The organism is Rheinheimera soli, assembly GCF_021290985.1.
In the GTDB taxonomy this organism is placed as follows: Bacteria; Pseudomonadota; Gammaproteobacteria; order Enterobacterales; family Alteromonadaceae; genus Pararheinheimera; species Pararheinheimera soli.
In genome coordinates this window covers 155,766-182,043 of sequence record NZ_JAJOYU010000004.1, presented here as the reverse complement: position 1 = coordinate 182,043, position 26,278 = coordinate 155,766, and the positions used below count along the sequence as shown (strand labels likewise).

General features: G+C 45.4%; 23 protein-coding genes and 1 pseudogene. 10 read left to right on the top strand and 14 right to left on the bottom strand.

What is annotated here, in order from left to right; translation table 11 throughout:
• On the top strand, positions 1-946 hold a 946-nt coding region (locus tag LSG37_RS05180), incomplete at its 5' end, for a hypothetical protein (protein ID WP_233078864.1).
• On the opposite strand, the gene LSG37_RS05175 is transcribed toward LSG37_RS05180, so the two are convergent.
• The 10 genes and pseudogenes from LSG37_RS05175 to nudF all read right to left on the bottom strand — a co-directional run bounded on the left by LSG37_RS05175 (position 859) and on the right by nudF (position 10,127).
• On the bottom strand, positions 859-1,449 hold the full coding sequence (locus LSG37_RS05175) for a hypothetical protein (RefSeq protein WP_233078863.1): 591 nt from the start codon (positions 1,447-1,449) through the stop codon (positions 859-861). The two genes, LSG37_RS05180 and LSG37_RS05175, sit on opposite strands and share 88 nt — an antisense overlap.
• Before the next feature lie 87 nt (positions 1,450-1,536).
• Positions 1,537-1,890 (bottom strand): annotated as a pseudogene (locus LSG37_RS21365) (TniQ family protein); the annotation flags it as partial.
• A gap of 4 nt (positions 1,891-1,894) precedes the next feature.
• Complete coding sequence (locus LSG37_RS05170) at positions 1,895-2,920, bottom strand: TniB family NTP-binding protein (protein WP_233078862.1); 1,026 nt, start codon at positions 2,918-2,920, stop codon at positions 1,895-1,897.
• Positions 2,921-2,923: 3 nt separating this feature from the next.
• A complete protein-coding gene (locus LSG37_RS05165; protein WP_233078861.1) occupies positions 2,924-4,903 on the bottom strand; it encodes a TnsB C-terminal domain-containing protein in 1,980 nt (659 codons plus the stop codon).
• Position 4,904: 1 nt separating this feature from the next.
• Positions 4,905-5,501 carry a Tn7 transposase TnsA N-terminal domain-containing protein gene (locus LSG37_RS05160; RefSeq protein ID WP_233078860.1) on the bottom strand — a complete coding sequence of 199 codons (597 nt, stop codon included), beginning with the start codon at positions 5,499-5,501 and terminating at the stop codon, positions 4,905-4,907.
• 151 nt (positions 5,502-5,652) lie between these two features.
• Positions 5,653-7,548 carry a DNA topoisomerase IV subunit B gene (parE, locus tag LSG37_RS05155; protein ID WP_233078859.1) on the bottom strand — a complete coding sequence of 632 codons (1,896 nt, stop codon included), beginning with the start codon at positions 7,546-7,548 and terminating at the stop codon, positions 5,653-5,655.
• 110 nt (positions 7,549-7,658) lie between these two features.
• The gene (locus tag LSG37_RS05150; RefSeq protein WP_233078858.1) at positions 7,659-8,228 is read right to left on the bottom strand and encodes a YqiA/YcfP family alpha/beta fold hydrolase; all 570 of its coding nucleotides are present in this window, start codon (positions 8,226-8,228) and stop codon (positions 7,659-7,661) included.
• On the bottom strand, positions 8,229-8,999 hold the full coding sequence (locus tag LSG37_RS05145; RefSeq protein WP_233078857.1) for a metallophosphoesterase: 771 nt from the start codon (positions 8,997-8,999) through the stop codon (positions 8,229-8,231).
• Positions 8,999-9,442 carry a DUF1249 domain-containing protein gene (locus LSG37_RS05140; RefSeq protein ID WP_233078856.1) on the bottom strand — a complete coding sequence of 148 codons (444 nt, stop codon included), beginning with the start codon at positions 9,440-9,442 and terminating at the stop codon, positions 8,999-9,001. Before LSG37_RS05140 ends, LSG37_RS05145 begins: the two co-directional genes overlap by 1 nt.
• A gap of 43 nt (positions 9,443-9,485) precedes the next feature.
• A complete protein-coding gene (gene nudF / locus LSG37_RS05135; RefSeq protein ID WP_233078855.1) occupies positions 9,486-10,127 on the bottom strand; it encodes an ADP-ribose diphosphatase in 642 nt (213 codons plus the stop codon).
• A 116-nt stretch (positions 10,128-10,243) separates the two neighbouring features.
• Between nudF and tolC the strand changes: the two genes are divergently transcribed.
• From tolC to LSG37_RS05120, 3 genes are all read left to right on the top strand, one after another.
• Positions 10,244-11,590, top strand: a complete 1,347-nt coding sequence (tolC, locus tag LSG37_RS05130) for an outer membrane channel protein TolC (RefSeq protein ID WP_233078854.1) — start codon at positions 10,244-10,246, stop codon at positions 11,588-11,590.
• 130 nt (positions 11,591-11,720) lie between these two features.
• Positions 11,721-12,644 carry an LpxL/LpxP family Kdo(2)-lipid IV(A) lauroyl/palmitoleoyl acyltransferase gene (gene lpxL / locus LSG37_RS05125; RefSeq protein WP_233078853.1) on the top strand — a complete coding sequence of 308 codons (924 nt, stop codon included), beginning with the start codon at positions 11,721-11,723 and terminating at the stop codon, positions 12,642-12,644.
• 91 nt (positions 12,645-12,735) lie between these two features.
• On the top strand, positions 12,736-13,344 hold the full coding sequence (locus tag LSG37_RS05120) for a TcpQ domain-containing protein (protein ID WP_233078852.1): 609 nt from the start codon (positions 12,736-12,738) through the stop codon (positions 13,342-13,344).
• Between the two features lie 51 nt (positions 13,345-13,395).
• On the opposite strand, the gene glnE is transcribed toward LSG37_RS05120, so the two are convergent.
• Complete coding sequence (gene glnE, locus LSG37_RS05115; protein ID WP_233078851.1) at positions 13,396-16,221, bottom strand: bifunctional [glutamate--ammonia ligase]-adenylyl-L-tyrosine phosphorylase/[glutamate--ammonia-ligase] adenylyltransferase; 2,826 nt, start codon at positions 16,219-16,221, stop codon at positions 13,396-13,398.
• A gap of 7 nt (positions 16,222-16,228) precedes the next feature.
• Positions 16,229-17,113 carry a CYTH domain-containing protein gene (locus tag LSG37_RS05110; protein ID WP_233078850.1) on the bottom strand — a complete coding sequence of 295 codons (885 nt, stop codon included), beginning with the start codon at positions 17,111-17,113 and terminating at the stop codon, positions 16,229-16,231.
• Between the two features lie 126 nt (positions 17,114-17,239).
• Between LSG37_RS05110 and LSG37_RS05105 the strand changes: the two genes are divergently transcribed.
• The 4 genes from LSG37_RS05105 to brnA (LSG37_RS05090) all read left to right on the top strand — a co-directional run bounded on the left by LSG37_RS05105 (position 17,240) and on the right by brnA (LSG37_RS05090) (position 19,558).
• Positions 17,240-17,863 carry a TIGR04211 family SH3 domain-containing protein gene (locus LSG37_RS05105; protein ID WP_233078849.1) on the top strand — a complete coding sequence of 208 codons (624 nt, stop codon included), beginning with the start codon at positions 17,240-17,242 and terminating at the stop codon, positions 17,861-17,863.
• Between the two features lie 437 nt (positions 17,864-18,300).
• On the top strand, positions 18,301-18,567 hold the full coding sequence (locus LSG37_RS05100) for a BrnT family toxin (protein ID WP_233078848.1): 267 nt from the start codon (positions 18,301-18,303) through the stop codon (positions 18,565-18,567).
• A complete protein-coding gene (gene brnA / locus LSG37_RS05095; RefSeq protein ID WP_233008170.1) occupies positions 18,554-18,796 on the top strand; it encodes a type II toxin-antitoxin system BrnA family antitoxin in 243 nt (80 codons plus the stop codon). The genes LSG37_RS05100 and brnA (LSG37_RS05095) overlap by 14 nt, the downstream gene beginning before the upstream one ends.
• A gap of 519 nt (positions 18,797-19,315) precedes the next feature.
• Positions 19,316-19,558 carry a type II toxin-antitoxin system BrnA family antitoxin gene (gene brnA, locus LSG37_RS05090; protein ID WP_233078847.1) on the top strand — a complete coding sequence of 81 codons (243 nt, stop codon included), beginning with the start codon at positions 19,316-19,318 and terminating at the stop codon, positions 19,556-19,558.
• A gap of 101 nt (positions 19,559-19,659) precedes the next feature.
• Here brnA (LSG37_RS05090) and LSG37_RS05085 read toward each other — a convergent pair whose 3' ends face one another.
• Positions 19,660-20,169, bottom strand: coding sequence for an Lrp/AsnC ligand binding domain-containing protein (locus tag LSG37_RS05085; RefSeq protein WP_233078846.1), 510 nt, complete (start codon positions 20,167-20,169; stop codon positions 19,660-19,662).
• 134 nt (positions 20,170-20,303) lie between these two features.
• On the opposite strand from LSG37_RS05085, the gene putA reads away from it, so the two are divergent.
• Positions 20,304-24,077, top strand: coding sequence for a bifunctional proline dehydrogenase/L-glutamate gamma-semialdehyde dehydrogenase PutA (gene putA, locus LSG37_RS05080; protein ID WP_233078845.1), 3,774 nt, complete (start codon positions 20,304-20,306; stop codon positions 24,075-24,077).
• 138 nt (positions 24,078-24,215) lie between these two features.
• A complete protein-coding gene (locus LSG37_RS05075) occupies positions 24,216-25,430 on the top strand; it encodes a cyclic di-GMP phosphodiesterase (protein WP_233078844.1) in 1,215 nt (404 codons plus the stop codon).
• 8 nt (positions 25,431-25,438) lie between these two features.
• On the opposite strand, the gene LSG37_RS05070 is transcribed toward LSG37_RS05075, so the two are convergent.
• A complete protein-coding gene (locus tag LSG37_RS05070; RefSeq protein WP_233078843.1) occupies positions 25,439-26,275 on the bottom strand; it encodes a general secretion pathway protein GspB in 837 nt (278 codons plus the stop codon).
• Positions 26,276-26,278 lie beyond the last annotated feature (3 nt).

Sequence of the window (26,278 nt, the reverse complement as noted above, 5' to 3'; positions counted from 1 at the left end):
TAAAGAGCATTTCTCATTTGGAATTTTGTCAGATGCCTTCACTCGGTTGTCAAAGCAGACTATTTCAACTGCACAGTATATGAACGAGTCACAGGTTATACGGCTACTACATTGTCCCCCCAGCAAGTTGAAACTGTTATTACGTGAAAAGCTGCTGCTTCCAAACAAGCGACTTAACAATGGCAAACAGCTCTTTTTACGCATTGATGTTGAATGCTTAAACAACAGGCTAACCCGTTGTTTATCACTTGATGATTCTGCAAACTTGTTGGACATCAGCTCGTATAAAACCAGACAACTGCTTCGTGCAGGTCTTATAACCTCGATTCTACAACCTGAAGGTAATAATCGTGATTGGCTGATAGAAAAACTACACATAGAAAATTTCATCTCTCGTCTGAAAAAAGGTGCCAGCCGAAGCGTTCATTATGCAGAGCACAATAGAATAACTAATAAAATTTCTTTTTTAAAACATAACTTTATCGAAACAATTAGAGACATGCTGAATGGAAAAATGACGTATAGCTTCGCTGAGAATAAGAGTAAACCATTTTCAATAGAGCAATTCGTACCGATGGCATTAGGCGACGATCAAAAAATAGAAGGTTACTTATCACCATGCGAAGCATCTGGTGTGCTAGGTGTAAACATCAATGCTATTTATGATTTTATCAAACGCGGATATTTGGATGTTGAAATGAAGTCAGTTCAGCGAACTACCAGACCGATAAAAATGATCCCGACAGCGAGCATACAACAGTTCAAATACCGCTTTATACTATCAGGTAGCCGTGGAAAGACATCTCATCTACATTCAAAGATTTCAGGACCAAAGCTGGATGGCTGCTGTGTGAATGTTTACTTAAATTCTAGATATTCGGAAACAACTTTGGCAGCTAAGGATGCCGGTATTGCTCTGTTTTTAAATCCAGTTGTTGAGACGTGATTTTGAAGGTACTGCTTAAAATTTTCTTGCTCCAAGCCATACAGCTTACTTAAAAATATGACGCCGATTGATATTTGATCATCAAATTTTCCCCATCCAATCAATTTTTTAACGGAAAGCAAAATTGCCGGATTAACTTCATCTACAAGATACTTACTAAACTTCATCAACGCTTTACCTAGATCTGTAGTTCCTTTTTCAAACTGACCTTGAGCATATTTTTTTATAGCATTGATCAATAACTCCTCATTCTCCATCAACCTGCTAACAGCAATTTGATGGTTATGCTTATCACTGAGTGAATAACCACGTTTGTTGCGCCAGTTTGCTTGGTTTTCTTCATAAACAAGCAATGAGAAAGCTTCGAGAGTGGAGTATTGCCACGATAGTTCGTCTAAAAGTGATTCTCGTTCATTAAGTATTCCATCGGATACTTTTTGACTAATTCGACTGGAAAAGATATCACTTTGTACATTTTGGACTTTAAATTCTGATAACAGCAATCCACAATTCTGACATTTTATACTATGGATACATCGCTCCGATATCATGTGCCCACATGTTGAGCAAGTATCAACGAGAAGACAGCTATGACTCTGGCAACACAAATTATACCTAAACGTCCACGGCGCATATAGCTTGCTTCCATTATTAGAGATGCAAAGAGGACAAATTTTGACAGCCTTATAATCGAAAAAATTTTTGTCAGTATTATAAAACTGCCACTGATCAAATAATTTCTCTACCTCAGTCATTCCGGTCACTCTAGACAAGAAACTCACTAATTGCTTTCTGGAATTTAGGTCTTTTGTTCTTACCGGAGCACTTTCTTGCGACAGATATTGCGCCCATGTCTCAATACTATAGTGGTTAGCCCGCGCCAAGCGAATCACATAACTTTGCAGAGTTTCATTTAGATCCGGGAAAGGTCTGGTTAGCAGCATTGAGTTATTTTCCGCGAAATACATCTGCTAAAGAATCACCATTCCCCATGGACTTATAATTCCGATTCGGATTTTTATTCTTAAAACGTTCGAATTCACTCTTAGTCAAAAAATGTGTCATTTTTAAATCATCGATTGGGATGCTATTGGACAGAGGGTTATACTCTTCAGGTACTGATAAGTGCTTTTTAGCAGCCGCCAACAACTGATGCAGGCCAATACACTCTTCGCCCGACATTGCAGCCCTGCGAGCCGCAGGCTTGATTAACTTCTTCATAAGCCGTGAAATATTGCCCCCAGTTAGCACCAACAATCGGAGTGCAAACTCATCATTTGCGAGATTTGACGCTTTTTCAAAAGGTAGTTGTTGCTCAATTTTCTCCAGTAACTTCAACCAGTCTGCGAAGCTATCGACCTCTACATCATATTCATCAAGGTAGTGGATATTATCAAAACGATTCTGTAACTCACTACTCCTGTCGAGAATCTCAGTACACCAAGGCATTCCAAAGAGAACGACAGGTCGTTTCGTTTGATTAATAAGTGTCTTAATCCAGTTTACGGCATTACCCATTCTGGCCTCAGTGCCACCTTCGAACGCATGCTGAAACTCATCGATGAAAATAGCTTGGGTTTTTGCACTGATTATTTGATTAGTAAATCTGTCACCCAGCTCGGCCCGATTTCCTTTTGAGCCTTTAAGAGCATCCCCCAGATCTCTCAACATCTTACCGGGGGCAGCCTTCGAGTTTTTATCATCAGTTAAGGTCGTTGACAGAATAGGAACAACACTTTGCTCTTTCTCTTCATCACGGTGAACACTTCGCGGATACTTCTTTTCAAAATGTTCTCTCAACGATGTCTTTCCGACACCACTCAAACCCATGACCAATGTGCAGATGGGTTGACTTGCATAATTTGATGCCCTGCCGACCAAAATAGCCTCTTCTATATCAGCCATTACTTCAGTTATCTTTGCAGTCTCAACATAAATATTTTCAATTAGCGAAATTTTTTCTTCTAGCGTCATGCTCTATTTGCCCTTTTGGAAATCTTTTAAAAATTCGCTCATTGGCTTTTTGGGTTTTATATCGCCTTTTGGTACATTGGGTTCCGGCGGTCTTTGCTTCCTGTTATCAGGCAATATGTTGGTATTTTCACCTATTTTGTGTTGTCCCAAATCATTAAAACGGGCGGCAACCTTTGCATACGCGATCTTAACTCGCTTATTCGTCGAAAAAGCTTGACTGATTATTTCTGCAATACGTCGGCGCGCATAGGCTAAAGAAACTTCATCAACCGATTCTAAAGCTAATTTTTCTCTATATTTTCTGCATATACGATGCTGATAATAAGTCAGGGCTTTAGTATACTCCTGATCGATAGCTTTTACTGGGAAGTACTTTTTGCTGACCGGGTGTAACACATTGATTTCAGACAAATCTTCCCTATTTAATTTTATCTCAAGCTCCTGATTACCATACTGCATACGTAACCGATAAAGCATGTCGTTGTCATATTTGATGTATTCATAAACAATGCCATCGTTGTTGTTTTTTCTCGTCAGGTTTTGAGAGAATGCTAACGTAAGTTTCTTGGCTGAGACGGGTTCGATATCGACAAACCTCTCATCCCGCTTCCAGACTGAGTATGGAACAGTATTGTCCTCTCCATGCGGAGATCTCATATATACATCAACGATCCAGACATAAAACGCTTCAAGAAAATCAGATAACGTTAGAACAGCATCCTTTTCTGGATCAAAATCCTTTGAATCCACAAGATTAGATAGGACTTTTCCGGGGGTTTTATCCAAAAACTTTTTATTTAATGTCTTAAAGAAAGTTTCAATAGCTCCCTTATACCGGGGCATTCCAGCTGGATTTGCTCTTCCAGCAATTTGCAGTTCAAGTAATGCATCTTCTAGCATTTCTCCATCGAATTCAGCCCCACGGTCATATCCAAGTTCTAAAAATGGTCCACGGCATGGCCAATCATGTTCCACGCTGGGAAACTGCTTCAAAAACTCTGTTTTATCCGATATGGCGTGCTTCACAGCTCGTCCGACACTGACAAAGCTCGGCAGTTCAAAACCGATACAAGCCCCCAAGATTGAGCTAGATTTTTTATCAAGAACAGCAGTAACTGTCGGACGACCTAACGGAATAAGTGATACATCATCCAAAATAAAACAGTCACCTGTGGTGTGATCAATTTCGGCCCGGTCCAAGATGTACTGTGGCTTATCTGGCTGACCCGAAATTCTAAACGTGTTTTGAACTTTAGATTTTCCAACGTACGCAGCTAACAAATCCGCCGGGGCAATCTTTTTCGCACGACTAATAAAAGCAGGATAACTAATGGTATCGAGGTACTCATCAGGCTTTACCGGAGTTTCGCTTTGTTTTAACTCGTGATTATGAATAAGAATGATATCTTTAAGATCTTCGTAAGCAGTTCGGTATGTGGGTCGCTTTTTATCTTTGTATCCCTCTAGAGCTTCTAAAATCAGCTTTTCTAGATTTTCCTTTTTGCGTGAAGTTCTATTGCCTTTTTTTTTCGTATTTGGGATTAACCCTTTTATACCGTAAAGCTGATATGCATCAAGCCACCTTTTTAGAGTTCTCCAACTGATTATTTCTAGTTTTTTCTCATCAGAAATTTGTTTAATTAATGTAACGACACTTTCTTTACCTGAGCATCCCTTTATACCACTATCAATAAATGTTCTGACAAACGTATATCGCATACGAGCTTCCGCTCGAAGGCTTTCTGAATAACTGTGAAAATCCATCGCATCGTCAGAATGAAGCTCGTTATATCGTGCATCAGATGAGATTAATTCGGCTTGGCCTAAGAAGAGAAAATCATTGATTTCCCTGCGAGAGAACTTTAGCTTAGCTTTAGAAAAGGTATCCTCTAAAAAAACCTCATTTTTCTTAGTGATACGCATAATTTCATATTGGCGCTCATCCTTGATAAGGAGATTGCCAACTTCTAGGGGAGCAATCATGTTATTTTCCCCACAACGTCATTTCGGGTCCAAACTCTTCTTCAAAGTCAACGATAATCTCTTTGTAATATATCAGTTGATAGACTTCCCCAATGGTGATATTCAACATTTTCATTAAGTTATCAGCAGTAAGACTGCTATTGTCCCTGAATACCTCTTTAACTGCGCTAACCATTTTATCAGCAGGTAATCCTCTTCTCCTCGATGCATAAATCCGCTTTAGATTGCTTAGCTTCGGCTGCTGCATAATAAAGTGGTCATCTACCAGAATAAGATCCATTCCTGCATTATTCACGGGCCAGCGCTTTGCCTGAAATTCGACTTCAAAGTCGTCATCGATAAACTTACGCTGCTTTATCTCGTAATAAACCTCAACCCTACCGTTGTCGCTATCAACAAGAACCTTAAAGTCCGGGGTATAGCTGAGTTTTTTGTCATCAAAGTAGTAGTGATAACCGAGAGGTTGGCACTGGTATTGAATTACAGAGGGATCTAGTTCGAGGTAATAACAGAAATATTGCTCCAGCACACCTTCGGTGTAAACCACTGGCACATCCCCCTTCGATGATGGGAATTTGCAAATAGTCTTGCGTTTCATTTTTTCGAGGTTTCTTCGTTTTGAAAGGAATTCCACAATTTCACGCAAGCAAATGGTTATTTCGGTTATTTATAGGTGAGAAGAATTGCGTTGTCAAATTACTCTTTATTTTGACAACGCAATTTATAATTTTGACAGGTTATGATTTATCCTACACTGCGACTATAGCGCGGTCGCCTTTCATCTCCAGCCAGTCTTTTCTGTCCGTTGCCCGCTTCTTCGCCAGCAGCATATCCATCATTTCCATGGTTTGAACCAGGTCATCAATGGTCAGTTGCACTAAACGTCTGGTGTTTGGATCTATGGTGGTTTCGCGCAGCTGCAACGGGTTCATTTCGCCCAAACCTTTAAAACGTTGCACGTTGATTTTGCTACGCTTTTTCTCGGCTTCTAAGCGATCAAGAATGCCTTTTTTCTCGTCTTCATCCAGCGCGTAAAATACTTCTTTGCCACAATCGATCCGGTACAAAGGCGGCATAGCCACATAAATGTGACCAGCTTCCACCAGTGGGCGGAAATGGCGCATAAATAAAGCACACAATAAGGTAGCGATATGCAAACCATCCGAGTCGGCGTCAGCCAGAATACAAATTTTGCCGTAGCGCAGCTGACTTAAATCGGCTGAGTTTGGATCCATCCCTATAGCCACAGAAATATCATGTACTTCCTGTGAACCTAAAATTTGCTCAGATTCCACTTCCCAGGTATTCAGAATTTTACCGCGCAGTGGCATCACCGCCTGAAACTCACGATCCCGAGCCTGTTTCGCCGAACCACCTGCTGAATCCCCTTCGACAAAAAACAGTTCTGTGCGATTAAGATCCTGCGATGAACAGTCAGATAACTTGCCAGGTAAGGCGGGGCCAGCTGTGACTTTTTTACGGATAATCTTTTTCGCCGCACGTAAACGTTTTTGTGCATTATTGATACAAAACTCAGCCAGTTGCTCAGCTATATCTGTGTGTTCGTTCAGCCACAAACTAAAAGCATCTTTCACCACACCACTGATAAAAGCCACAGCCTGACGCGACGACAGTTTTTCTTTAGTCTGGCCGGCAAACTGAGGTTCCTGCATTTTTAATGACAGAATATAACTACAGCGATCCCAGACATCTTCAGGCGTTAACTTAATGCCGCGTGGCAATAAATTACGGAATTCACAAAAATCACGCAGTGCCTCTAATAAACCCTGACGTAAACCGTTGACGTGAGTACCGCCCTGAGCCGTTGGGATCAGGTTGACATAACTTTCAGTGACCAGCTCGCCACCTTCAGGTAACCAAAGCACAGCCCATTCCACCGCTTCGTGGCTGGCACTTAAGCTGCCGACAAAAGGCTGATCAGGCAACGCCACCATGTCCTTGACCGCATCCATTAAATAATCACGGATACCGGCCTGATAACACCACTGATAACTTTGATTGTTGACCTTGTCGTCAAACTTGATAGTAAGGCCAGGACACAATACAGCTTTGGCTTTGAGCACATGCAGCATGCGACTGACAGAAAACTTAGGCGAATCAAAATAATCAGGTGCGGGCCAGAAGCGCACGCGAGTGCCTGTATTACGTTTACCCACGGTGCCGGTAATAGCCAGCTCACTGACTTTATTGCCATGCTCAAAAGCTATTTCATACACATTGCCATCACGGCGCACTGCCACATCGACCCGACTCGACAAGGCGTTGACCACAGAAATACCTACGCCGTGCAAACCACCTGAGAACTGGTAGTTTTTATTGGAAAATTTACCACCGGCATGCAGACGACAGAGGATCAGTTCAACACCGGACACCCCTTCTTCAGGGTGAATATCCACCGGCATACCACGACCATTGTCTATCACTTCCAGCGACTGGTCCTCATGCAAAATGACATGCACCAGATCAGCATGGCCAGCCAAAGCTTCATCGACGCTGTTATCTATAACTTCCTGACCTAAATGGTTAGGACGGGTGGTATCTGTATACATACCTGGACGGCGCTGCACTGGCTCAAGGCCTGTCAGCACCTCAATGGAGTCGGCGTTGTATTGCTGGTCTGTCATGGGGCAAACATCACTTCTTTAATCACTCATTTTAATGTACCAGTCATACGTGAAGCTGCTTCAGGTACGCAGGATATATAGCAAGAATAACTGTATTAACAACCAGTGTTTTACTCTAATTGGCAAAACTTGACAATAGCGGGCAGGCAATTGGCATAGCCCTGATAACTATGATCACCACCTGGTTGCACATCCACTGTACAACCTGCATAAAACTGCAGCGCTTTACGATAATCCAGCACTTCGTCGCCTTCTTGCAATAGCACCAGATAACGATCCAAAGCCGAAGGTTTATGCTCAAGTTCAGCCAGCAGCGGCATATGCTGGGGTTCAACACTGAAATCCTGCTTCAACACCGGATGATGGTAAGTGCCAAAATGCTGGCTCAGTAACTCATAAGGTGCCACAGCAGGGTTAATCAAGGCGGCATAACAGCCTGTTTGTTCGGCCAGATAAGTGCCTAAAAATCCGCCCAGAGAACTGCCTATCACTGCATCAGGACGACGGCCATTCAGCGCCCGCTCTATTGCAGCTACAGCTTCTTTTGGTGTGTAAGGTAAATCCGGCATCAACAGCTCAATATCAGGCAACTGCTGCTGAAAAAAGGCCTTGGTGATTAAGGCTTTTTCGGATTGAGACGAGCTGGCAAAGCCATGTAAATAGACAACAAGTTTAGACATTTACCCTTCCAAAAACTGCCAGCGCACTGCGGCATCAAGATGAGCAGCGGCTTTAAAATTCCATTCAATATATCCGGGACGACCCGCCACAGGCTGATAGTCAGGTGTCAGTAAAAACTGCACTGAACTGGCAGGGCAACCCACCAGCTGAATACCTTGCTGCATTGTGGCATAGGCATAATGGCAATGACCATGGGCCAGGCCTTTGATACGCGGATCTGAGGCCAAAATCTGCCATACAGCAGCTGCATCCAGTTGAATATGTTCGTCAATAAAACTGCCCATAGGGCTGATATGGTGATGACAAAATAACCAGACAGCCGAATCGGGCGGATAAGACAACAGCTGCCGTCGTAACTGCTGTTGCCTTGTTGTATCGAAATAACCTGCTGGTGTTGGCCCTTTGCTGTTCAATAAACACAAACGCCAGTTGCCAAGACTTAACTCTGTCTCAGCACAAAAAGGTGGAGCTGAAAAAGCCTGTTGCATCAAGCCAATATCATCATGATTGCCGGGCAAATAAAACACCGGACAAGACCATTGACTAAATAAAGCCGCGATTAACTGATAAGAGGCCAGACTATGATCCTGAGTTAAATCTCCGGTCAGGATCACTGCATCAGGTTGGTTATGCTGAAGTGGAGACAACAACAATTGCAGTTGCCGATAAGGCTGAACATCGCAAAACCAGCCATCGGCTTCTGCCACTAAATGACAATCAGAAATTTGCAGCAGACGATAAGAGTCTTGAGGTGCAAACACAAAAGCCATCAGGCCAGTAACTCAGCATTTTGATAGCCGCGGCGTGAACACAGGTTCAGCCAGTCACGCAGTAACAAATTAATCTGTCGTTTTTCGTCAGGCAGTAACATATCGACATTCGGATAACTGTACACAGCTTTCAACTGACGCACCTGCTGACAAGCCAGCACTTCAGCCAGCCGGGCATCATGATAGAGCCGTACTTCAAATCGCGGTTTCAACCAGCCAATCATCGACTGACTAATAAGCTCAATGCTGATAGTGGTGGTGTATTTACATAGCTCAAGCAGTTCTATCTGATAACTTTCGCTGGCATTGATATGAATAAGACATCGTTGCCCCGGACGCTGGTGGCGGGGCAGAAAAAAACGCAGCTGTGCGTAATTGCGCTCACATAAACTGAGGAAATCAGGCAGATAAGGCACATAACGTTTTCGAGCCAAATTTGGCATACCAGCGACTCTCTTTATTCTTGTGTTCTCATGATAACGGCACTCATGTTGATTCAGACCAGCGTTGTTTTACTTCATCCAGATTCAAGGCTAACCATTGCAGTGCAATGACAGTGGCAGCGTTATCAATTTTTCCGGCTTTCAAAAGTTGCATCGCGACCTGGCGTGACATGCTGTGAACTTTAATATCCTCCTGCTCAGATGCCAAGCCATAAATCCCTGTTGTCACCTGATGCTGCAGTCGCGCCAGCACTAAATAAATCCGTTCAGTACTGCCACCGGGGCTACTTTGATAACTAAGCATAGGCCAGAATTCTGTCAGCTTCAGACCAGCTTCTTCTTCAGATTCACGTTGTGCAACCTGCTCCACCGATTCACCTTGCTCAATCATGCCAGCTATGGCTTCAAGTAACCAAGGACCGTTTGGATTCTGCAAAGCGCCGATACGAAATTGCTCAATCAGCACCAGACTGTCGTTTTGCACATCATAAGGCAGCACTATGACAGCATGACCACGCTCAAATAATTCGCGCTTTACTTCTGTACTCCAGCTGCCGTTAAACAATTTATGTTCTACTTTGTAACTGTCGATCCGGAAAAAACCCTGAAAAACTGTGTTCTGGTCGAGTATTTTTACATCAGATGAATGAAAAGAAGGATAATTTTCTGGCTTGAAATCAGGCATTTGAAGACTCACATTCTGTTACACTTGAACCTATGCTGTTTACGCTTTATTCATTACTTAGTTAATACCAACAAGGTATTATTGGCTCACTTTTGCACAATTATGGACTTTCGGTTATGAAAAAAACCTTGTTAGGCACGTTGATTGGCTCGGCACTGGCTCTTCTGAGTGTGCAGGCAAATGCCGAAAACTTGCAAACCATTTATCAGTTAGCGACAAAAAAAGACCCGCAAGTATTAAAAGCCGCAGCCACCCGTGATGCAGCCAAAGCTGGTATTGATGTATCTAAAGCACGGTTATTACCACAGGTGAATTTGAGCGCTGGCGCTAACAAATCATACGGTGATCAATTTGATAATGACACTGGTGGTCAATACAAATCAGAAAGTACCTCAACCAACGCAGGCATTAGCTTACGTCAATCTGTCTTTGACTGGAGCCGCTATGAAAACCTGTCTATTGCTGAGAAAGTTGCAGTACAGGGTCAGACCGCTTATGACGCTGCAGTACAAACCTTAATAATCAGGGTTTCTCAGACTTATTTTGATGTATTAACTGCAGAAGACAACTTAAGTTTTGTCATTGCGGAAAAGCGCGCCATTGAGCGCCAGTTGGAGCAAACCAAACAACGCTTTGCGGTAGGTTTAACTGCTATTACCGACGTACATGAAGCTCAGGCTCAGTACGATATCGCAGTAGCTCAGGAAATCAGCGCACAAAACGCACTGGAAACAGCCCGTGAATTTTTACGTGAAATTACCGGCCAGTATCATCCTCAGCTCGATTCGTTAAATACGTCACGATTCAGCACCAGCCAGCCGACACCAAATAATCCGCAGGATTGGGTGCAAACAGCACAAGACAACAACCTGGAACTGAAAATCAGGAAGCTGTCATTAGATATTGCTGAAAACAATATTCAGATCGCCCGGTCAGGCCATTACCCTACAGTTGATCTGACCGCTCAAACAGGTTTTAACAACAGCACCAGTGAAAACCGCGACACAGGAGTGGGTTTTAACTCTCCGCGCTCAGACAGTAGTTCTGTAGGTATTGAGTTGGTACTGCCGTTATACGCAGGCGGCGGCACTGTTGCTAACGAAGAAGTAGTTCGTGCGAACTACGTCGAAGCGGCTGAAGATTTAGAACTGAGCCACCGCAGTGTGATCCGTCAGGTACGCAGCAACTACAACAACGTAGGCGCTTTGATCTCAAGCACCAAAGCTTTAGAACAGGCCGTGGTTTCAGCTGAAAGTGCGTTAAAAGCCACTGAAGCAGGTTTTGAAGTAGGTACCCGTACTATTGTTGACGTACTGCAAAGCACCCGTAACCTGTTTGATGCTCGTCGTAACCTGTCAAAAGCCCGTTACGACTACATCTTGTCTGTTTTAGCCTTAAAACAAGCAGCAGGCACTTTAACTGAAGAAGATTTATTCACTGTAAACAGAGCTTTAGGTAACTAAATCTCTTTTCAAATTGGCTCCTCTGCAGCTGTAAACACAGCTTCAGAGGAGCCTGTTCCTACCAGTTAAGACTTTTTTCCCCGTTTTTTTTCGTTACAATAGCCGCACTTTTTTTGCCCGAGGATTTGCTGTGGTTCATGTTCCACGTTTTACCATTGGTTTTTTGCACCCTAAACACTGGCCTTTATGGTGTGGTTTAGGCCTGATGTGGATCCTGTTGTGGCTGCCTTACCCTGTATTGATGAAAATGGGCGAAGGCTTAGGCTGGTTACTGATGAAAACCATGAAATCACGGGTGAAAGTGACGCGCCGTAATCTGGAGCTATGTTTCCCGGATATGCCAGAGGTTGAACGCGAAGCCCTGGTCAAACAAAATTTCAAAGAAACCGGCAAAGCCGCTTTTGAAACCTTTATCGGCTGGTGGTGGCCAGACTGGCGTGCTCGTCCTTTGTGCCAGTTCACAGGTAAAGAACATATTCAGGCCATATTGGATCAGGGCAAAGGCGTTTTGCTGCTTTGTGGCCACTTTTTGTCACTGGAGATGATTGCCCGAACCTTTGGTTTTCACTGCCCTGCTGTTGGTTTTTACCGCCCGAACGACAATGAAATTATGGAGTACTTCCAATACCATGGCCGGGTGCGTTCAAACCGCTACCTGATTGGTAAACGTGATGTACGCACTATGATTAAAGCGTTAAACGAAAAAGAAGTCTGTTTTTATCTGCCCGATCAGGACTATGGTCGCAACAAAGCTGAGTTTGTGCCATTTTTTGCCGTAAAAGAAACAGCCACTACTACTGGTACTTTATTGTTTGCCGGTAGTGCAAACTGTGAAACTGTGCCTATTCATTGTTACCGTTTACCAGGTTATCAGGGCTACAGAGTAGATGCCTTACCTGCTTTTGAAAACTTTCCAAGTGGCGATAACAAAGCCGATGTAACACGCGTCAATCAGTGGTTAGAACAAGGTGTTTTGGCTCACCCTGAACAGTATATGTGGCTGCACCGTCGCTTTAAAACCAGACCAAATCCGGAAGACCCGAGTTTGTATTAAAACAGCTCTATACTTTATCGCAATGAACTGAAGTTGCAGCGCAGCGTTAAGGCAGGCTATTATGCTATGACGCTGACCAGGGATAAAAGCTATGTGGTTTTGGATCAAGCACTTATTGCTTGCAGCTTTATTATTCATACTTGCTGCTATTGTGATGTTTAAACCGGAATGGCTGTATTTCAAGCCGGAAAAATTATCAGAAAGAAGCTCAGACGCAGTCAAGGGCTTTACTAATTTCTATAGCAATATTCGTAGTTCTTTGGCTGACAAAGACGATGACTCAGCTGATTTTGTGATTGAATTAACAGAAGATCACAGCAACCTGATCCCGCTGCTACGCGACAGAGCAAACCGCATGGTGGCTTTACCAGAGAACTGGAAGGGCAACGAAACCGACAGACGCTTTCGCGTCGGCGATACGCTAAAAACTGTGCTGACGATGCAAGGCCGAAAAGAAGGGGTTGAGCTGTTTTGGGTTTTGTCGAAAGACTATAAAGTAAAACATTATTTCCAGACTGACTTCAGCTATATCAGCGCTATTCAGGAAGCGTCCCAAGCTATTTCATCAGACTTTGAACAGCCAGTGCAGGCGTACTTCTGCAATGTGTCCAGAGCTGTGGTACTGACAGACAAGATTATTCCGTTTTTGCAGCAAAACTGCATTAACATCAACGCACCACGCCGCCGCGTGACAGGCTAACTGACAACAGCGTCCTTGCTGTTGTCATTTCAAGCCGTTAGCTAACCAATCTTAACTAAACAACTGCTCCCATACTTGCCGCACCTGCTCCATTGCTTGTTCCAATTGTTGCGCTGTTTCAGTGGCCGGGTCCAACGTTTGCCTGTGACTGACGCCCCTTAATTGCTGATAAGCTTGCTGCAAGGCTTCTGTTTGTTCCAATTGCAATAAACCGGCAACAGCAGCAGCGTCCAGGATGCGAATATTGTCACTGTAGAAATACAAATCAGGAAACTGAGCGCCATAGCCCAATACCAGATACTGGCTGATAAACTCCAGATCCACTATGCCACCCCAGGCGTGTTTAACTTCTGTGTTTTGCGCGCCATGGTGCTGCCGTAGCTTTTGCCGCATTTCAGTCACTTCAGTTTTGAGTACAGCTAAATCCCGTGGCTTAGCTAAGATATCACTGCGTATTTGATTAAAGCGTTGCGCAATTTTGCTGTCGCCATAGACCAGACGGCTACGCACTAACGCCTGATGCTCCCAGGTCCAGGCATCTTTTTCCAGATACTCAGCATAAGTATCGATATGCACAGCCAATAAACCAGCGTTACCAGCCGGGCGTAAACGAGTGTCAATGTCGTACAACACGCCACTGGGAGTTCTGGTGGTGAACATATGCACTATGCGTTGCACCATCTTGATATAAAACTGCCGTGAATCAATGGCTTTGTCGCCTTGGGTCGGGGCCAGATTGTCACATTGATGCACAAATACTAAGTCTAAATCTGAGCCATAACCCAGCTCCAGCCCACCCAGTTTGCCATAAGCCAGCACAGCAAAAGCTTTGGCATCTTCTGGTTTTAGCCCTGCAGGCAAACCATATTTTTCTGCCATTTGTTGCCAGGACAATTCAACTACTGCGGCAATAATGGCTTCGGCTAAAAAGGTCAGATGGTCGCTGACTTTCATCAGCGGCAAAATACCAGTGATATCGGCAGCTGCAATACGCAGTTGTTGCGCTTGCTTAAACTGGCGCAACACTTCCATTTGCAGCTCTAAATCATCAGTCGGCACCCGCAGCATACTTTGACGTAATTTATCTCGATAATCCGTTGAATCCGGCACCTGATACAGCTGGGATGGGTCTATCAGTTCATCCAGCAATAACGGATAACGCGCCAGATGTTCGGCCAGCCAACCACTTTTATGACATAACATCACCAGTTGCTGCAGCGCAGGTGGGTTTTCTGATAACAGCTCCAGATAGGCGGTGCGGCTAACAATCTGCCGAAACACGCCCAACACCCGCTGCAATACCAAAGCTGAACCTTGTTGTTTAGCCAGTTGATGCAATAAAAATGGAATAAGTTTTTCCAACAGTTCACGACCGCGAGGGCCTACACTGCGTTTTTGGCAATCCTGTTTGAACTGCTTAAGATGATCCAGCAGTTGTATGGCTTCCTCTGCAGTTAACCAGTGCAGATGTTCAGCTAAATCTTCTGACGGCAATTCGCTGTCCCAGCATAAGCGGCCCAACACCATTTCTTCCGGCTCAGGGTTATCGCCTTGATCGATCACCAGTTTAAAGTGCTGATGAATACGGCTCATCGCCTGTGCTGTGGTCTCGGTCAGTTGCTGCCAGTTGCTAAAGCCTAAGCCCAATACCAGTCGTTGCCGGTTCAGTTCATCCGCAGGTAAGGTTTGGGTTTGTTGGTCATCCAGCCCCTGCAACAGCTGTTCGACTTTTCGTAACCACAGATAGTCCTGTCGCAGTTGCTGCTGATGATCGGACTCTAATAATTGCTGGCTTTGCAACGCATCCAGCGCTTTAAAAATAGAAACCTGCTGTAAAGCAGGAATACGGCCGCCGCGGATCAGCTGCAGGGTTTGCACCACAAACTCCACTTCACGAATACCGCCAGCGCCAAGCTTAATATTATCGATGCGGTTACGACGGCGGTTTTCCTGCTCTATCAGCTGCTTCATCCGGCGCAAAGAGTCCAGCGCAGAGAAATCAATATAACGGCGATAGACAAAAGGTTTCAGCAGTTGGTTCAGCTCCACCGCATGCACAGGATCAGGGTTTAGAATGCGGGCTTTGAGCATGGCATAACGCTCCCACTCCCTGCCCTGCGCCTGGTAATAATCTTCCATAGCAGCAAAACTCAGCACCAGCGGGCCACTGTCACCAAAAGGCCGTAAGCGCATATCGACCCGAAATACAAAACCGTCGGCCGTAACCTGATGCAAAGCAGAAATTAACTTCTGACCCAGCTTGGTAAAAAACTGCTGATTTTCAACCGATCTGCGGCCGCCGCTGGTTTCACCGTTATGCGGGTAGGTAAAAATCAGGTCGATGTCGGACGAAAAGTTCAGCTCGCCACCACCGAGTTTGCCCATACCTAAAATCAGCAACGGCATTGCTTTGCCTTGCTGATCCAAAGGTTGGCCCCACTGAGTAGCAATATCCTGATAAGCCCACTGATAAGCGCTATTAATCAGGTTGTCTGCCATGGCGGATATATCCAGCAGACACTGCTCTGTGGATTTTACAGCGAGAATATCGGCCGCCAGAATTTGTGCAAGCATCGCATGACGACAACGGCGCAGCGCTTTAAAAACTGTAGTTTCAGTGTGATCCGTGAATAGGCTCAGAGGGTTCTGCTGTACCAAAGGCAAAGCCAGTTGCTGCTTATCCAGCAGCGCAGGGATCAGTTCTGGTTGCTGTTGCATCACCCGGCTTAAAAAAGGACTGACCGCCAGTAATAACTTCAGATTGTGTTGTTGCTCTGCAGTCAAATCCGCTATTAACAAAGTGGGCAATACCAGATCCACTTCATGCTGCAATTCAGAGGATAATTCGGAATTTAACTGGTCGGTCGATTGGCTCATCAGTACCTCAGGCAGAAAACAAAGATTCAGAACAATTTAACAGAGCACAGTTATAAGCTGCGCTGCTGAAAAAATTCAAGGCTTGTGTAGAGTCAGCTTGCTGCGGCAGGGTTAAAGCAGCGAATTCGGCCGACACTATAGCTAAAGCCGCAAAAGCCTGCTGGATCACTTGCCAGGACAACGGATCCTGACTGCGTAAAAAGTAACTTTCGTGATACTGCAAAGATTTTAACAAAGCTGCTGTACTGCTGTTATCCAGTGGCATAAACACCAAAGGCTGCTGCTGTACCAGACGGTAACCCCGCTCAGCTTTGGACTGCCAACCCAAACGCAGGGGCAACACTTGGACTAACTGACGCGACAGCTCAAACAAGGCTTTGACCTCGCCTTGTTGCAGCTCCAGTTCCAACTCAAATATCACTTCTTTTTGCTCGCCAGAAACCACTTCGCCCTGATCCAACACAGCTTCTACTGTGCTGCCATCAGACAAAGTTAACAACCAGCTTTGGCGCATAAAATCAGTACGGAACAGCTGTTTCAACTTGTTTTGTAATTGCTCCAGATCCGTTTGCTCTGGCCATATCTCAGCAGGAAAGGCCTTGAGTTCAGGCCAGACCGAAGCACAAGGCAAATTGTATTCAGGCCGAAAATGCAAACCACCATGCTGCTGCCCAGCTAACTTGATGGTTTGTTCAAACTGACCTTTTTTCAGCCGGGTTCTCAGGCCAGCATCATGACGGCGAAACCATAAATCATCCGTTTCATAATAAGCATTGAGTAATTGCACGCTTTCATGCTGCTGCACTGCCACTGCCAGCTGTTGCCATACCGGCTCCAAAGCAGGCACTGTGCCTTGAGTGAGTAAAAATTTAAGTTCAGCTTCCATCGCCATAGCGGCTTATTTCCTGTTCTGTAACAAGGGCTTATTTTAAGCTCTTGTCAATTGATAACTATCTGGCCTATGATCGGCTCAATTCTCCATTTTGGCCAGATGTTGGTCGGTTTTTTTAGGATTTATATGTTGATAACCTCAAGACCCTGGCAAGCAGGCATGCTACTGGCCACAGTGTTGCTAAGTACAAGCGTCACTGCACAACAAGAAACAACAGGTACTCCGGTAAGCCCACAAAATGCCTACATCAGCGATAAGCTGATCACATACCTTTACAGCGGTCCGGGTCGTGACTTCAGAATAATCGGCAGCATTGCAGCTGGTGAAGAAATCAAACTGGTGGCAGAAGACAGTACCTCAGAATACTGGCAGCTGACAGACAGCAAAGGCCGCACCGGCTGGATCTTAAAGCAATACGTGAGTTTAACCCCAGTCTTTGGTAGTGAGACGGGTGAACTGCAACAACAATTGCAGCAACAACAAACTTTAGTTGCCCAGTTGCAGCAGGAAAAAGATCAGTTACAACAACAACTGAATGAAACCGACGCTGCAGTGCAACAAGCTGAAACAGCCACTGCAACTGCGCAGCAAACCATAGCTCTGCTGACTCAACAACTGCAGGAAAAACCATCCGCCTTCTGGCAAGACAAAATGGTATTAGGTTCAATCCTGGGTTTCGCCGGTTTGCTATTCGGTTTAGTGGTCCCATCCCTAATCCCAGGCCGCCGCCGCAAAGAACGCTGGATGTGATTTAGGGCTATTAGCCTTACCTTTTGAAATATCTCTAGTTATTGTTTAAAAATCAGGTGCTGAGTTGGCTGTAAAGGCTCAGCGTCTGGTTTAAGTCCCTTCAGCTTGAGTCAGTTCAAAACCTTTAACTATTCCACTTGTATGGTCAGCACTGCAGATCCTGTATTGGCTGAAATTACAGCTGTTTTATCTAAGTAAAATCTGAACAACTCCTGCACTTTATTGTTTTGGATACCTCTTTTTTGACAAAGCAAAAAATAGTATCTCGCCTGCAACGAAACGACTTGAACTCAAATATTATCTAATTTGTTGCTGCAATGTTCTTTGTTGTGCGCAGCTGCACAACGAGTACAGCCTACAAGAATGATCCGCTCGATATTAAAACCTTAACCTGGACGAAATTTGCATTATGAGTAAAAAGGGTTTAATTTTTACTCATGATTGAGTTTGAATTTGATCAAGACAAAAGCAGAAGCAATCTCGAAAAACATGGTATTGATTTTCACACAGCACAAGACTTGTGGAATGATTCAGACCTTGTAGAGATCCCTGCTAAAACTATCGACGAACCACGATCTTTAGTGATCGGTATGCTCCATGGCAAACACTGGTCAGGTGTAATTACATACCGGGGTTCAACGATAAGGATCATATCTGTCAGACGTTCGCGAAAATCCGAGGTAGAGCTGTATGAAAGCGCATGAATTCGATGCCAAATTTGAAGCAGATGAAGATGTAACAGAGGATCTTGATCTGACCCAGATAAAAAAACCAATGCTAAAACAAAAACGGGTCAACGTAGATTTTCCTGCCTGGATGCTCGAGTCTTTAGATCGTGAAGCACACAGAATAGGTGTTACTCGTCAGTCCATCATTAAAATCTGGCTTGCGGAAAGGCTGGAAGCTATACCGCAGCATAATACGGGCAGCTGATTGCCATTTTAGACGGGGGGGTGCAAGACCCGCCCCTTATATGGACTCCCCTGAACTATCAACAGATTTTCTCACACTGGTATAGATGCGCACTTATATACTGCCAAGTCTGGGGTCAGGTCTTGCGATGTGCCCCTTTATTTCTTCTGATCTTTGCACGGCAATCAAAAAAGTAATATCAACTACTGGCACCAAATCCCCATTGGGGCGCGAGCCGGACAAAATTGGGTGGCCAAGGTTTTAAGGCTGGGAGTGTCTGAGTGAGGAGCGGTAGCGACGAGCGAGTTACCCAGCCGCCTTGGACGCACGATTTTGGGCCGGGCTTTCGCTGCGACCTGGGGTCGCCTTTTCTTTGGATACTTTCTTTTGGCGAAGCAAAAGAAAGTATCTCGCCAGCGGCGAAACGCTTTGAATGTCATTTCTGAGCTAAACTTTGCAACAAGTGATCACCCAAATTCAAAACCTGACCATGAAGTGTAATTTCCGTCAGACGTTCGCGAAAATCCGAGGTAGAGCTGTATGAAAGCGCATGAATTCGATGCCAAATTTGAAGCAGATCAAGATGTAACAGAGGATCTTGATCTGACCCAGATAAAAAAACCAATGCTAAAACAAAAACGGGTCAACGTAGATTTTCCTGCCTGGATGCTCGAGTCTTTAGATCGTGAAGCACACAGAATAGGTGTTACTCGTCAGTCCATCATTAAAATCTGGCTTGCGGAAAGGCTGGAAGCTATACCGCAGCATAATACGGGCAGCTGATTGCCATTTTAGACGGGGGGGTGCAAGACCCGCCCCTACAATTGATCCGCGGATGTGATTAGCCGATGTAGAGCTCGCCATACCATGCCGAATAGCCGCGATTAGTCGGTTTTAACCTCTGGCGCCGTAGCAAACTTTAACGGCAAACCCGCATCCTGCTTTACCTGCTCAATCACCACATAAGTATGAGTCTGTAACACGCCCGGTAAATCCACAATCAAACCCAGTACACCGCGATACGCCTCCATACTGGATAAACGTAGTTTCAGCAGATAATCAAAACCACCGGCTACCATATGGCATTCCGCTACTTGTGGAATTTTCACCACAGCATCACGAAACTGATCAAACACAGCGCCTGTGGTTCTGTCTAATGTCACCTGAATAAAAGCCGCAGTACCAAACCCCAGCTTACTGGCGTTTAAACGGGCGCCATAACCCTCAATAAAACCGTCCTGCTCCAGCTTGCGAACCCTGTCTATGCAAGGGCTTGGGCTTAAATTGACCTTTTTTGCTAATTCGACATTAGAAATACGCCCATCTTTTTGCAGCGTGTCTAGAATTGTCATGTCGATACGGTCAGGTAACCGGCCTTTGGCGCTTTGAGTCATGGCAGTATTTTTTCTGGTTTTGTGATTTATAAACCGAATTATATAAGGTTAGTTTGAAAAAGAAACCACCAAATAGGGCTGCGCTTTCACTAAAATGCAGCATAATTTTTTTCACTTCACTGGATTAAAACCCTATGTTATTCCAAGGCCAACTGACCACTAGTCACGCTATTCGTCAAACCATGCGCGACCATTACCGCGCTGATGAAGATCAGGTACTCAACAACTTATTGCCTATTGCTGATATTGGCCCTGCAGCGCGCAGCCGTGCCTGGGAAAAAGCCCGTCAGTTGGTGGTGAATATCCGTGAAGCTCAGGTCGGTAAAGGCGGTGTAGACGCCCTGCTGAACGAGTTTTCGTTGTCGACCGAAGAAGGTTTAGTGCTGATGTGTTTAGCCGAAGCCTTATTGCGTGTGCCAGACAAACATACGGCCGACCTGCTGATCCGCGACAAGTTATCCAACGGGGATTGGAGCTCGCACTTAGGCAATAGCGAATCTTTATTTGTGAATATCTCGGCCTGGGGTTTATTGCTGACTGGCAAGCTGGTGAATTACAGCGACGATCAGAAAAAAGCTCAGTTTGGTTTATTAAAACGCACCTGTGGCCGTATGGGCGAGCCAGTGATCCGTCAGGCAGTGCGTTATGCGATGCAAATTATGGGCACCCAGTTTGTGATGGGCACCAGCATTGAAAAAGCGGTAGAACGTGCGGTAGAGCTGGAAAGCAAAGGTTTTACTTATTCCTACGATATGCTGGGTGAAGGCGCCCGCACTATGGACGACGCCAACCGTTATTTCGACAGCTACATGATGGCGATTAAAGTCATAGGCACTGCAGCGAAAAAACGTGGCCCATTAAAAAGTCCTGGCATATCCGTTAAATTATCGGCCATCCACCCACGCTACGAATTTACCCATCGCGACCGTGTGATCAGTGAATTAGTACCGCGCTTAAAACAACTGGCGATTGCCGCTAAAGCCTATGACATCAGCTTTACTGTCGATGCTGAAGAAGCCGACCGTTTAGATTTATCTTTGGATATTATCGAAGCTGTATTCTCAGATCCTGAATTAAACGGCTGGGAAGGTTTTGGTTTAGCAGTTCAGGCCTACTCCAAACGTGGTTTGTTTGTCATTGAATGGCTGCGTGAGCTGACAGTGAAAGTGGGCCGCAAAATGATGGTGCGTCTGGTCAAAGGCGCGTACTGGGATACTGAAGTCAAAGTCAGCCAGACCGAAGGGTTAAGCGACTTCCCGGTATTTAGCCGCAAGCCATCGACCGATGTGTCTTATCAGGCTTGTGCCAAAAAGATGCTGGAATACCGCGACAGTATTTACCCTATGTTCGCTACTCACAACGCTTACACAGTTGCCACTATTTTAGAAATGGCGCCGGATCGCACTGGTTATGAGTTCCAGCGTTTACATGGTATGGGTGACGCGCTGTACGATCAAATTGTGGCTGATGACAAAGTACCTTGCCGTATTTATGCCCCTGTTGGTGAACACTCTGACCTGCTGGCTTATTTGGTGCGTCGTTTATTAGAAAACGGTGCTAACAGCTCCTTCGTAAACAACATTGTGGATGAAAACATTCCGGTAGAATCTTTATTAAAAGATCCGGTAGAAACAGTGCGTGCCTGGAGCAAAAAACGGAATAACTCTATTCCGCTGCCTGCACAGCTTTACGGTGCCAGCCGTCTGAACTCCAAAGGTCAGGATTTTACTGATGTGGATCAGATGACTGCGATGCGTGAGGCCATGGACAAATGGCTGGCCTCGGTCAGTCAAATTGAAGTGCCGACAGGTGCTTCTGCTGTCACTAACCCAGCGAATACCAACGAAGTGATAGGTTTCCACTACCACAGCACACCAGAACAAATGCAACAGGCTGTCACTTTAGCCGAAGCCGCTTTCCCAGCCTGGTCTGCCACTGCAGTGACAGAACGTGCAGCGCTTTTAATCAAATTGGCTGAGCAACTGGAGTTACACCGCGACGAATTACTGGCTTTATGTATTAAAGAAGCAGGTAAAACTGTCGGCGACAGCATGGCTGAAGTACGTGAAGCTGTGGACTTCTGCCGTTATTACGCTGCTGAAGCCACTAAGAACCTGCAGGCGTCTCAAGCCCGTGGTGTCGTGCTTTGTATCAGCCCATGGAACTTCCCTTTAGCTATTTTCTTAGGCCAGGTGAGTGCAGCTTTAGTGGCTGGTAATACCGTTGTGGCTAAGCCTGCAGAACAAACCAGTTTAATTGCAGTACGCACCGTTGAGCTGATGAAAGCCGCTGGTTTTCCTGACCATGTAGTGCAACTGGTGATAGCACCGGGCCGTGAGGTTGGTGAGCATGTGGTCCCCGATCCACGCCTTCAGGCTGTGATGTTTACCGGTTCCACTGAAACAGGAGCCTGGATTGCCCGTAAACTGGCCGAACGTGGTGGTGAGCCAGTGCCACTAATTGCCGAAACAGGTGGTCAGAATTGTATGATTGTCGACTCCACAGCTCTGCCTGAGCAAGTGGTTGACGATGTGATCTCTTCTGGTTTCCAAAGCGCAGGCCAACGCTGTTCAGCGCTTCGTGTGCTGTTCCTGCAAGAAGATGTGGCCGATAAAATCATCACCATGATCAAAGGCGCAATGAAAGAGTTGCATGTGGGCGATCCGGCCTGGTTAAGCACTGACTTAGGTCCTGTGATTGATCCAAAAGCCTTAGAGCGCTTAAACCAGCATGTGCAGTATCTGGAAGGCAAAGCGACCTTGCATTATGTTTGTGATGCACCATCTGCTGGTGCTCACAACTTCTTCGCACCACGTTTATATGAAATCAGCAGCCTGAATCTGCTGGAACGTGAAGTTTTTGGCCCTGTGGTGCATATCATCCGCTTTAAAGCGGAAGAACTGGATAAAGTCATTCAGCAAATCAACGCTACAGGCTATGGCCTGACTATGGGTATCCATAGCCGTATTGCTCAGACGACGATGAAAGTCGCCAGCGAAATCAAAGCAGGTAACATCTATGTGAACCGCAATATGATTGGTGCTGTAGTGGGCGTTCAGCCTTTTGGTGGCCGTGGTTTATCTGGTACTGGCCCTAAAGCTGGTGGCCCTTTCTACTTAAGCCGCTTGGTGAAAGAACATGAATTACAGGCTCCGGCTTTAGATGCTGCGGTACAACAGCAGTTAGAAGCTGCCAGCGGTTTTGATGCACAGCTTAATACTCAACTGCAGCAAATGGCTGTAGCTCAGGTGGTGTGGCTGAATCAAAACGTCACCAACAGAGGTTCTGTGTTACGTCGTTTTATCGCTCAGCTGGCTGGTAACAAGCTGGTATCAGAGCAAGAACACGACTTAAACGACGTGATCACCGCTGCCCGCGAACAGCTGCAGTTTATCGAAAAAGAGCTGGCACAGCCTATTACTCTGCCAGGGCCTACGGGTGAATCTAACCAATTACATCTGGAAGCCAAAGGTGTAGTGGCGCTGATTCGTAGCGAGCACAGCAGCTTCCAACACTGGATGCTGGCGTTAATCACGGCTCTGGTCTCAGGTAATGCTGTGGTCAGTACTGCAGGTGAAGCTCAGCACGCTGAAATGGATACTTGCCGTAAGTTGTTACTGCAGGCGGGTTTACCAGCGAACTTGTTCCATTGGGTCAAGCTGCCAGCCTTAAAAGCAGTGTTAGCTCATCCAACACTGGCAACAGCTGTGATTGAAGGCACTAACCCACTGAAAGCTTTATCAGCCCAGTGGATCGCGGCCCGTGATGGCGCTATCAGTGCTTTAGTCACCAGCCCTGCCGATCATCAGTTATTGCATCGTTTAGTGACAGAAAAAACCGTCACTATCAATACAACAGCTGCCGGTGGTAATGCTTCGTTAATGACGATGACCGACAACCTGGGTTAAAACTTCAGTAAAAGCTAATTAAATCTCAGGCCCGCCTTGTTGCGGGCTTTTTTTTTGCCCAAGAATGATGTATCATTTTTTTCATATTTACACTTATTAGTGATTATCCGAAATTAGGTAATCATAGAGAGTCAGTCTATGACAGCACCAGCTCAGCTTAAAGTTTTGTCTATTACCGAATTACAGCCAGGCATGTACGTGGTGTCTGTGCATAAGCAAAAAGGTACTGTTGAAATTAAAACCCAGGGCTGGGCCAGAACTGCAGCTGTGATAGAACAACTGAAGAAAAAAGGTGTATTGGAACTGGTGGTGGATTTAAGTAAAACTTTGGAACAGCCCAAAGTGGAAACTGCCGCGCCATCAGAACCCATGCCTGCAGCCTCAAGTGGAAGAACACGCGAAAAAGTTAGTTTTGAGCAAGAGCTTGGGCAAGCTAATGTGCTGTACCAACAAGCCAAAGGCCTGCAAAAAAAAGCCTTTGCCGATATTCAGGCAGGGCGTGAGTTAAACCTGCAACCCTTTCAGGACTGTGCCACAGGTTTTATCGACTCGGTATTTCGTAATCAGGATGCTTTGCTCTGCATCAGCCGTATTCGGGAAAAAGATGCGTACCTGCTGGAACACTCGGTCAATGTGTCTATTCTGATGACCATTTTTGCCAAGCAGATGAAATTTGATGAAGAGCTGATCCAACAACTAGCGACAGGTGCCTTATTACACGATATAGGCAAAATTCTGGTACCGGACAGCATACTGAATAAACCCGGCAAACTGACGGCTGAAGAGTTTGGAGAAATGCGCCGCCATGTGGTGTACAGCAAAGAAATTCTGGACAGAATCCCAGGTTTAAGCCCCATCAGTATTGACGTGGCGGCCGTGCATCATGAACGACTGGATGGCAAAGGTTATCCACATGGTTTGGCTGAACAGCAAATTTCGGTCTATGGCCGGATGATTTCGATAGTCGATACCTACGACGCTATTACTGCACAACGTTGCTACAAAGAAGGCCAGACCGGTATTTCGGCGCTGAAAATTTTAAAACGCGAATCCCCCCAAAGTTTTGATCCTGTGCTTTTGGCCCAGTTTATTAAAGCCATAGCCATTCACCCTGTTGGCACTTTAGTCAAACTGAGTAATGAAAAGCTGGGCATAGTGATTAAGTCCAATGAACTGGATCCACTGCGCCCTGTGATCAAGGTGTTTTACAACTGTAAATTTAAACGTTATATCGAAGTATCTATTGTCGATTTGGCAAACAATAAAGCAGATGTGGAAATTGAAGGTGCTGTAATGCCAGAAGATTTTGGCATTGATATCATTCGCTTTTTCCGCCAGTCGGTGCTGGAGTAACAACGCCACTAGCGACGTTGATAACTCCAGTCTGCTAAAGCTTCAACACTAAACTGGGTTTGATTAAACTGCAGAACCACATACTGCGGCAATATCTCTTTCACCTGAATATCTGCCGTTACCCACTGACCTTGCTGTAAGTCTTTGCCATTCACTTTGATCCAGCGCTGTTTAGCGTCTGTTGCATAGACATGGGCTTCAAAACGTAGCGAGGGTAACTGGCGCTGCAATAGATCATCCAACTGATTAATATCCATAGCAGGGGCATCGTGGTAATTAATCTGTTGTTGACGCAGTTGTGAGCCATCAGCAGCTGCCAAAGCGGATTCAAACTTTCCACGCAACTCTGCCGACACATCAGATTGCTCCAGCTCAGCTGCAGGTAAGAGTTCATCCACAGGGGTTAAGTCATCTTGCAGATCAGCTTCCTGCATTTGTTCAAAATCAACAAAGTCGTCATCCCTTTCGTCATCAATGGAACGACCCAGCACTCTTTCACCTCTTTTGGCTGAAACCACTAACTGCGGCTCTTCTTCCGGTATCTCTTCCAGCTGCACTGGCTCTGCAGGCTTTAACAAGTCGGCTGCCAGCTGCAGTTCCATCGCAATGTCAGCCGCATTAGCAATGGCAGGTGCTGTTTGAACCACAGGAGCAGCCACAGCTTCAACAACGGCAGCAGGTTCTTTTTTGTTGAATTGATACTGACCAACAAAAAAACCCAAGACTAAACCTAAAACCACTAACAAAATTAAAGCAACAATACGCCAGCCATGGCCTGATGCAGTCTGTTCTGCAGCCATCGGCACTTGCTGTTGTTGCTTTAACGCATCCATTAATAACGACATGAC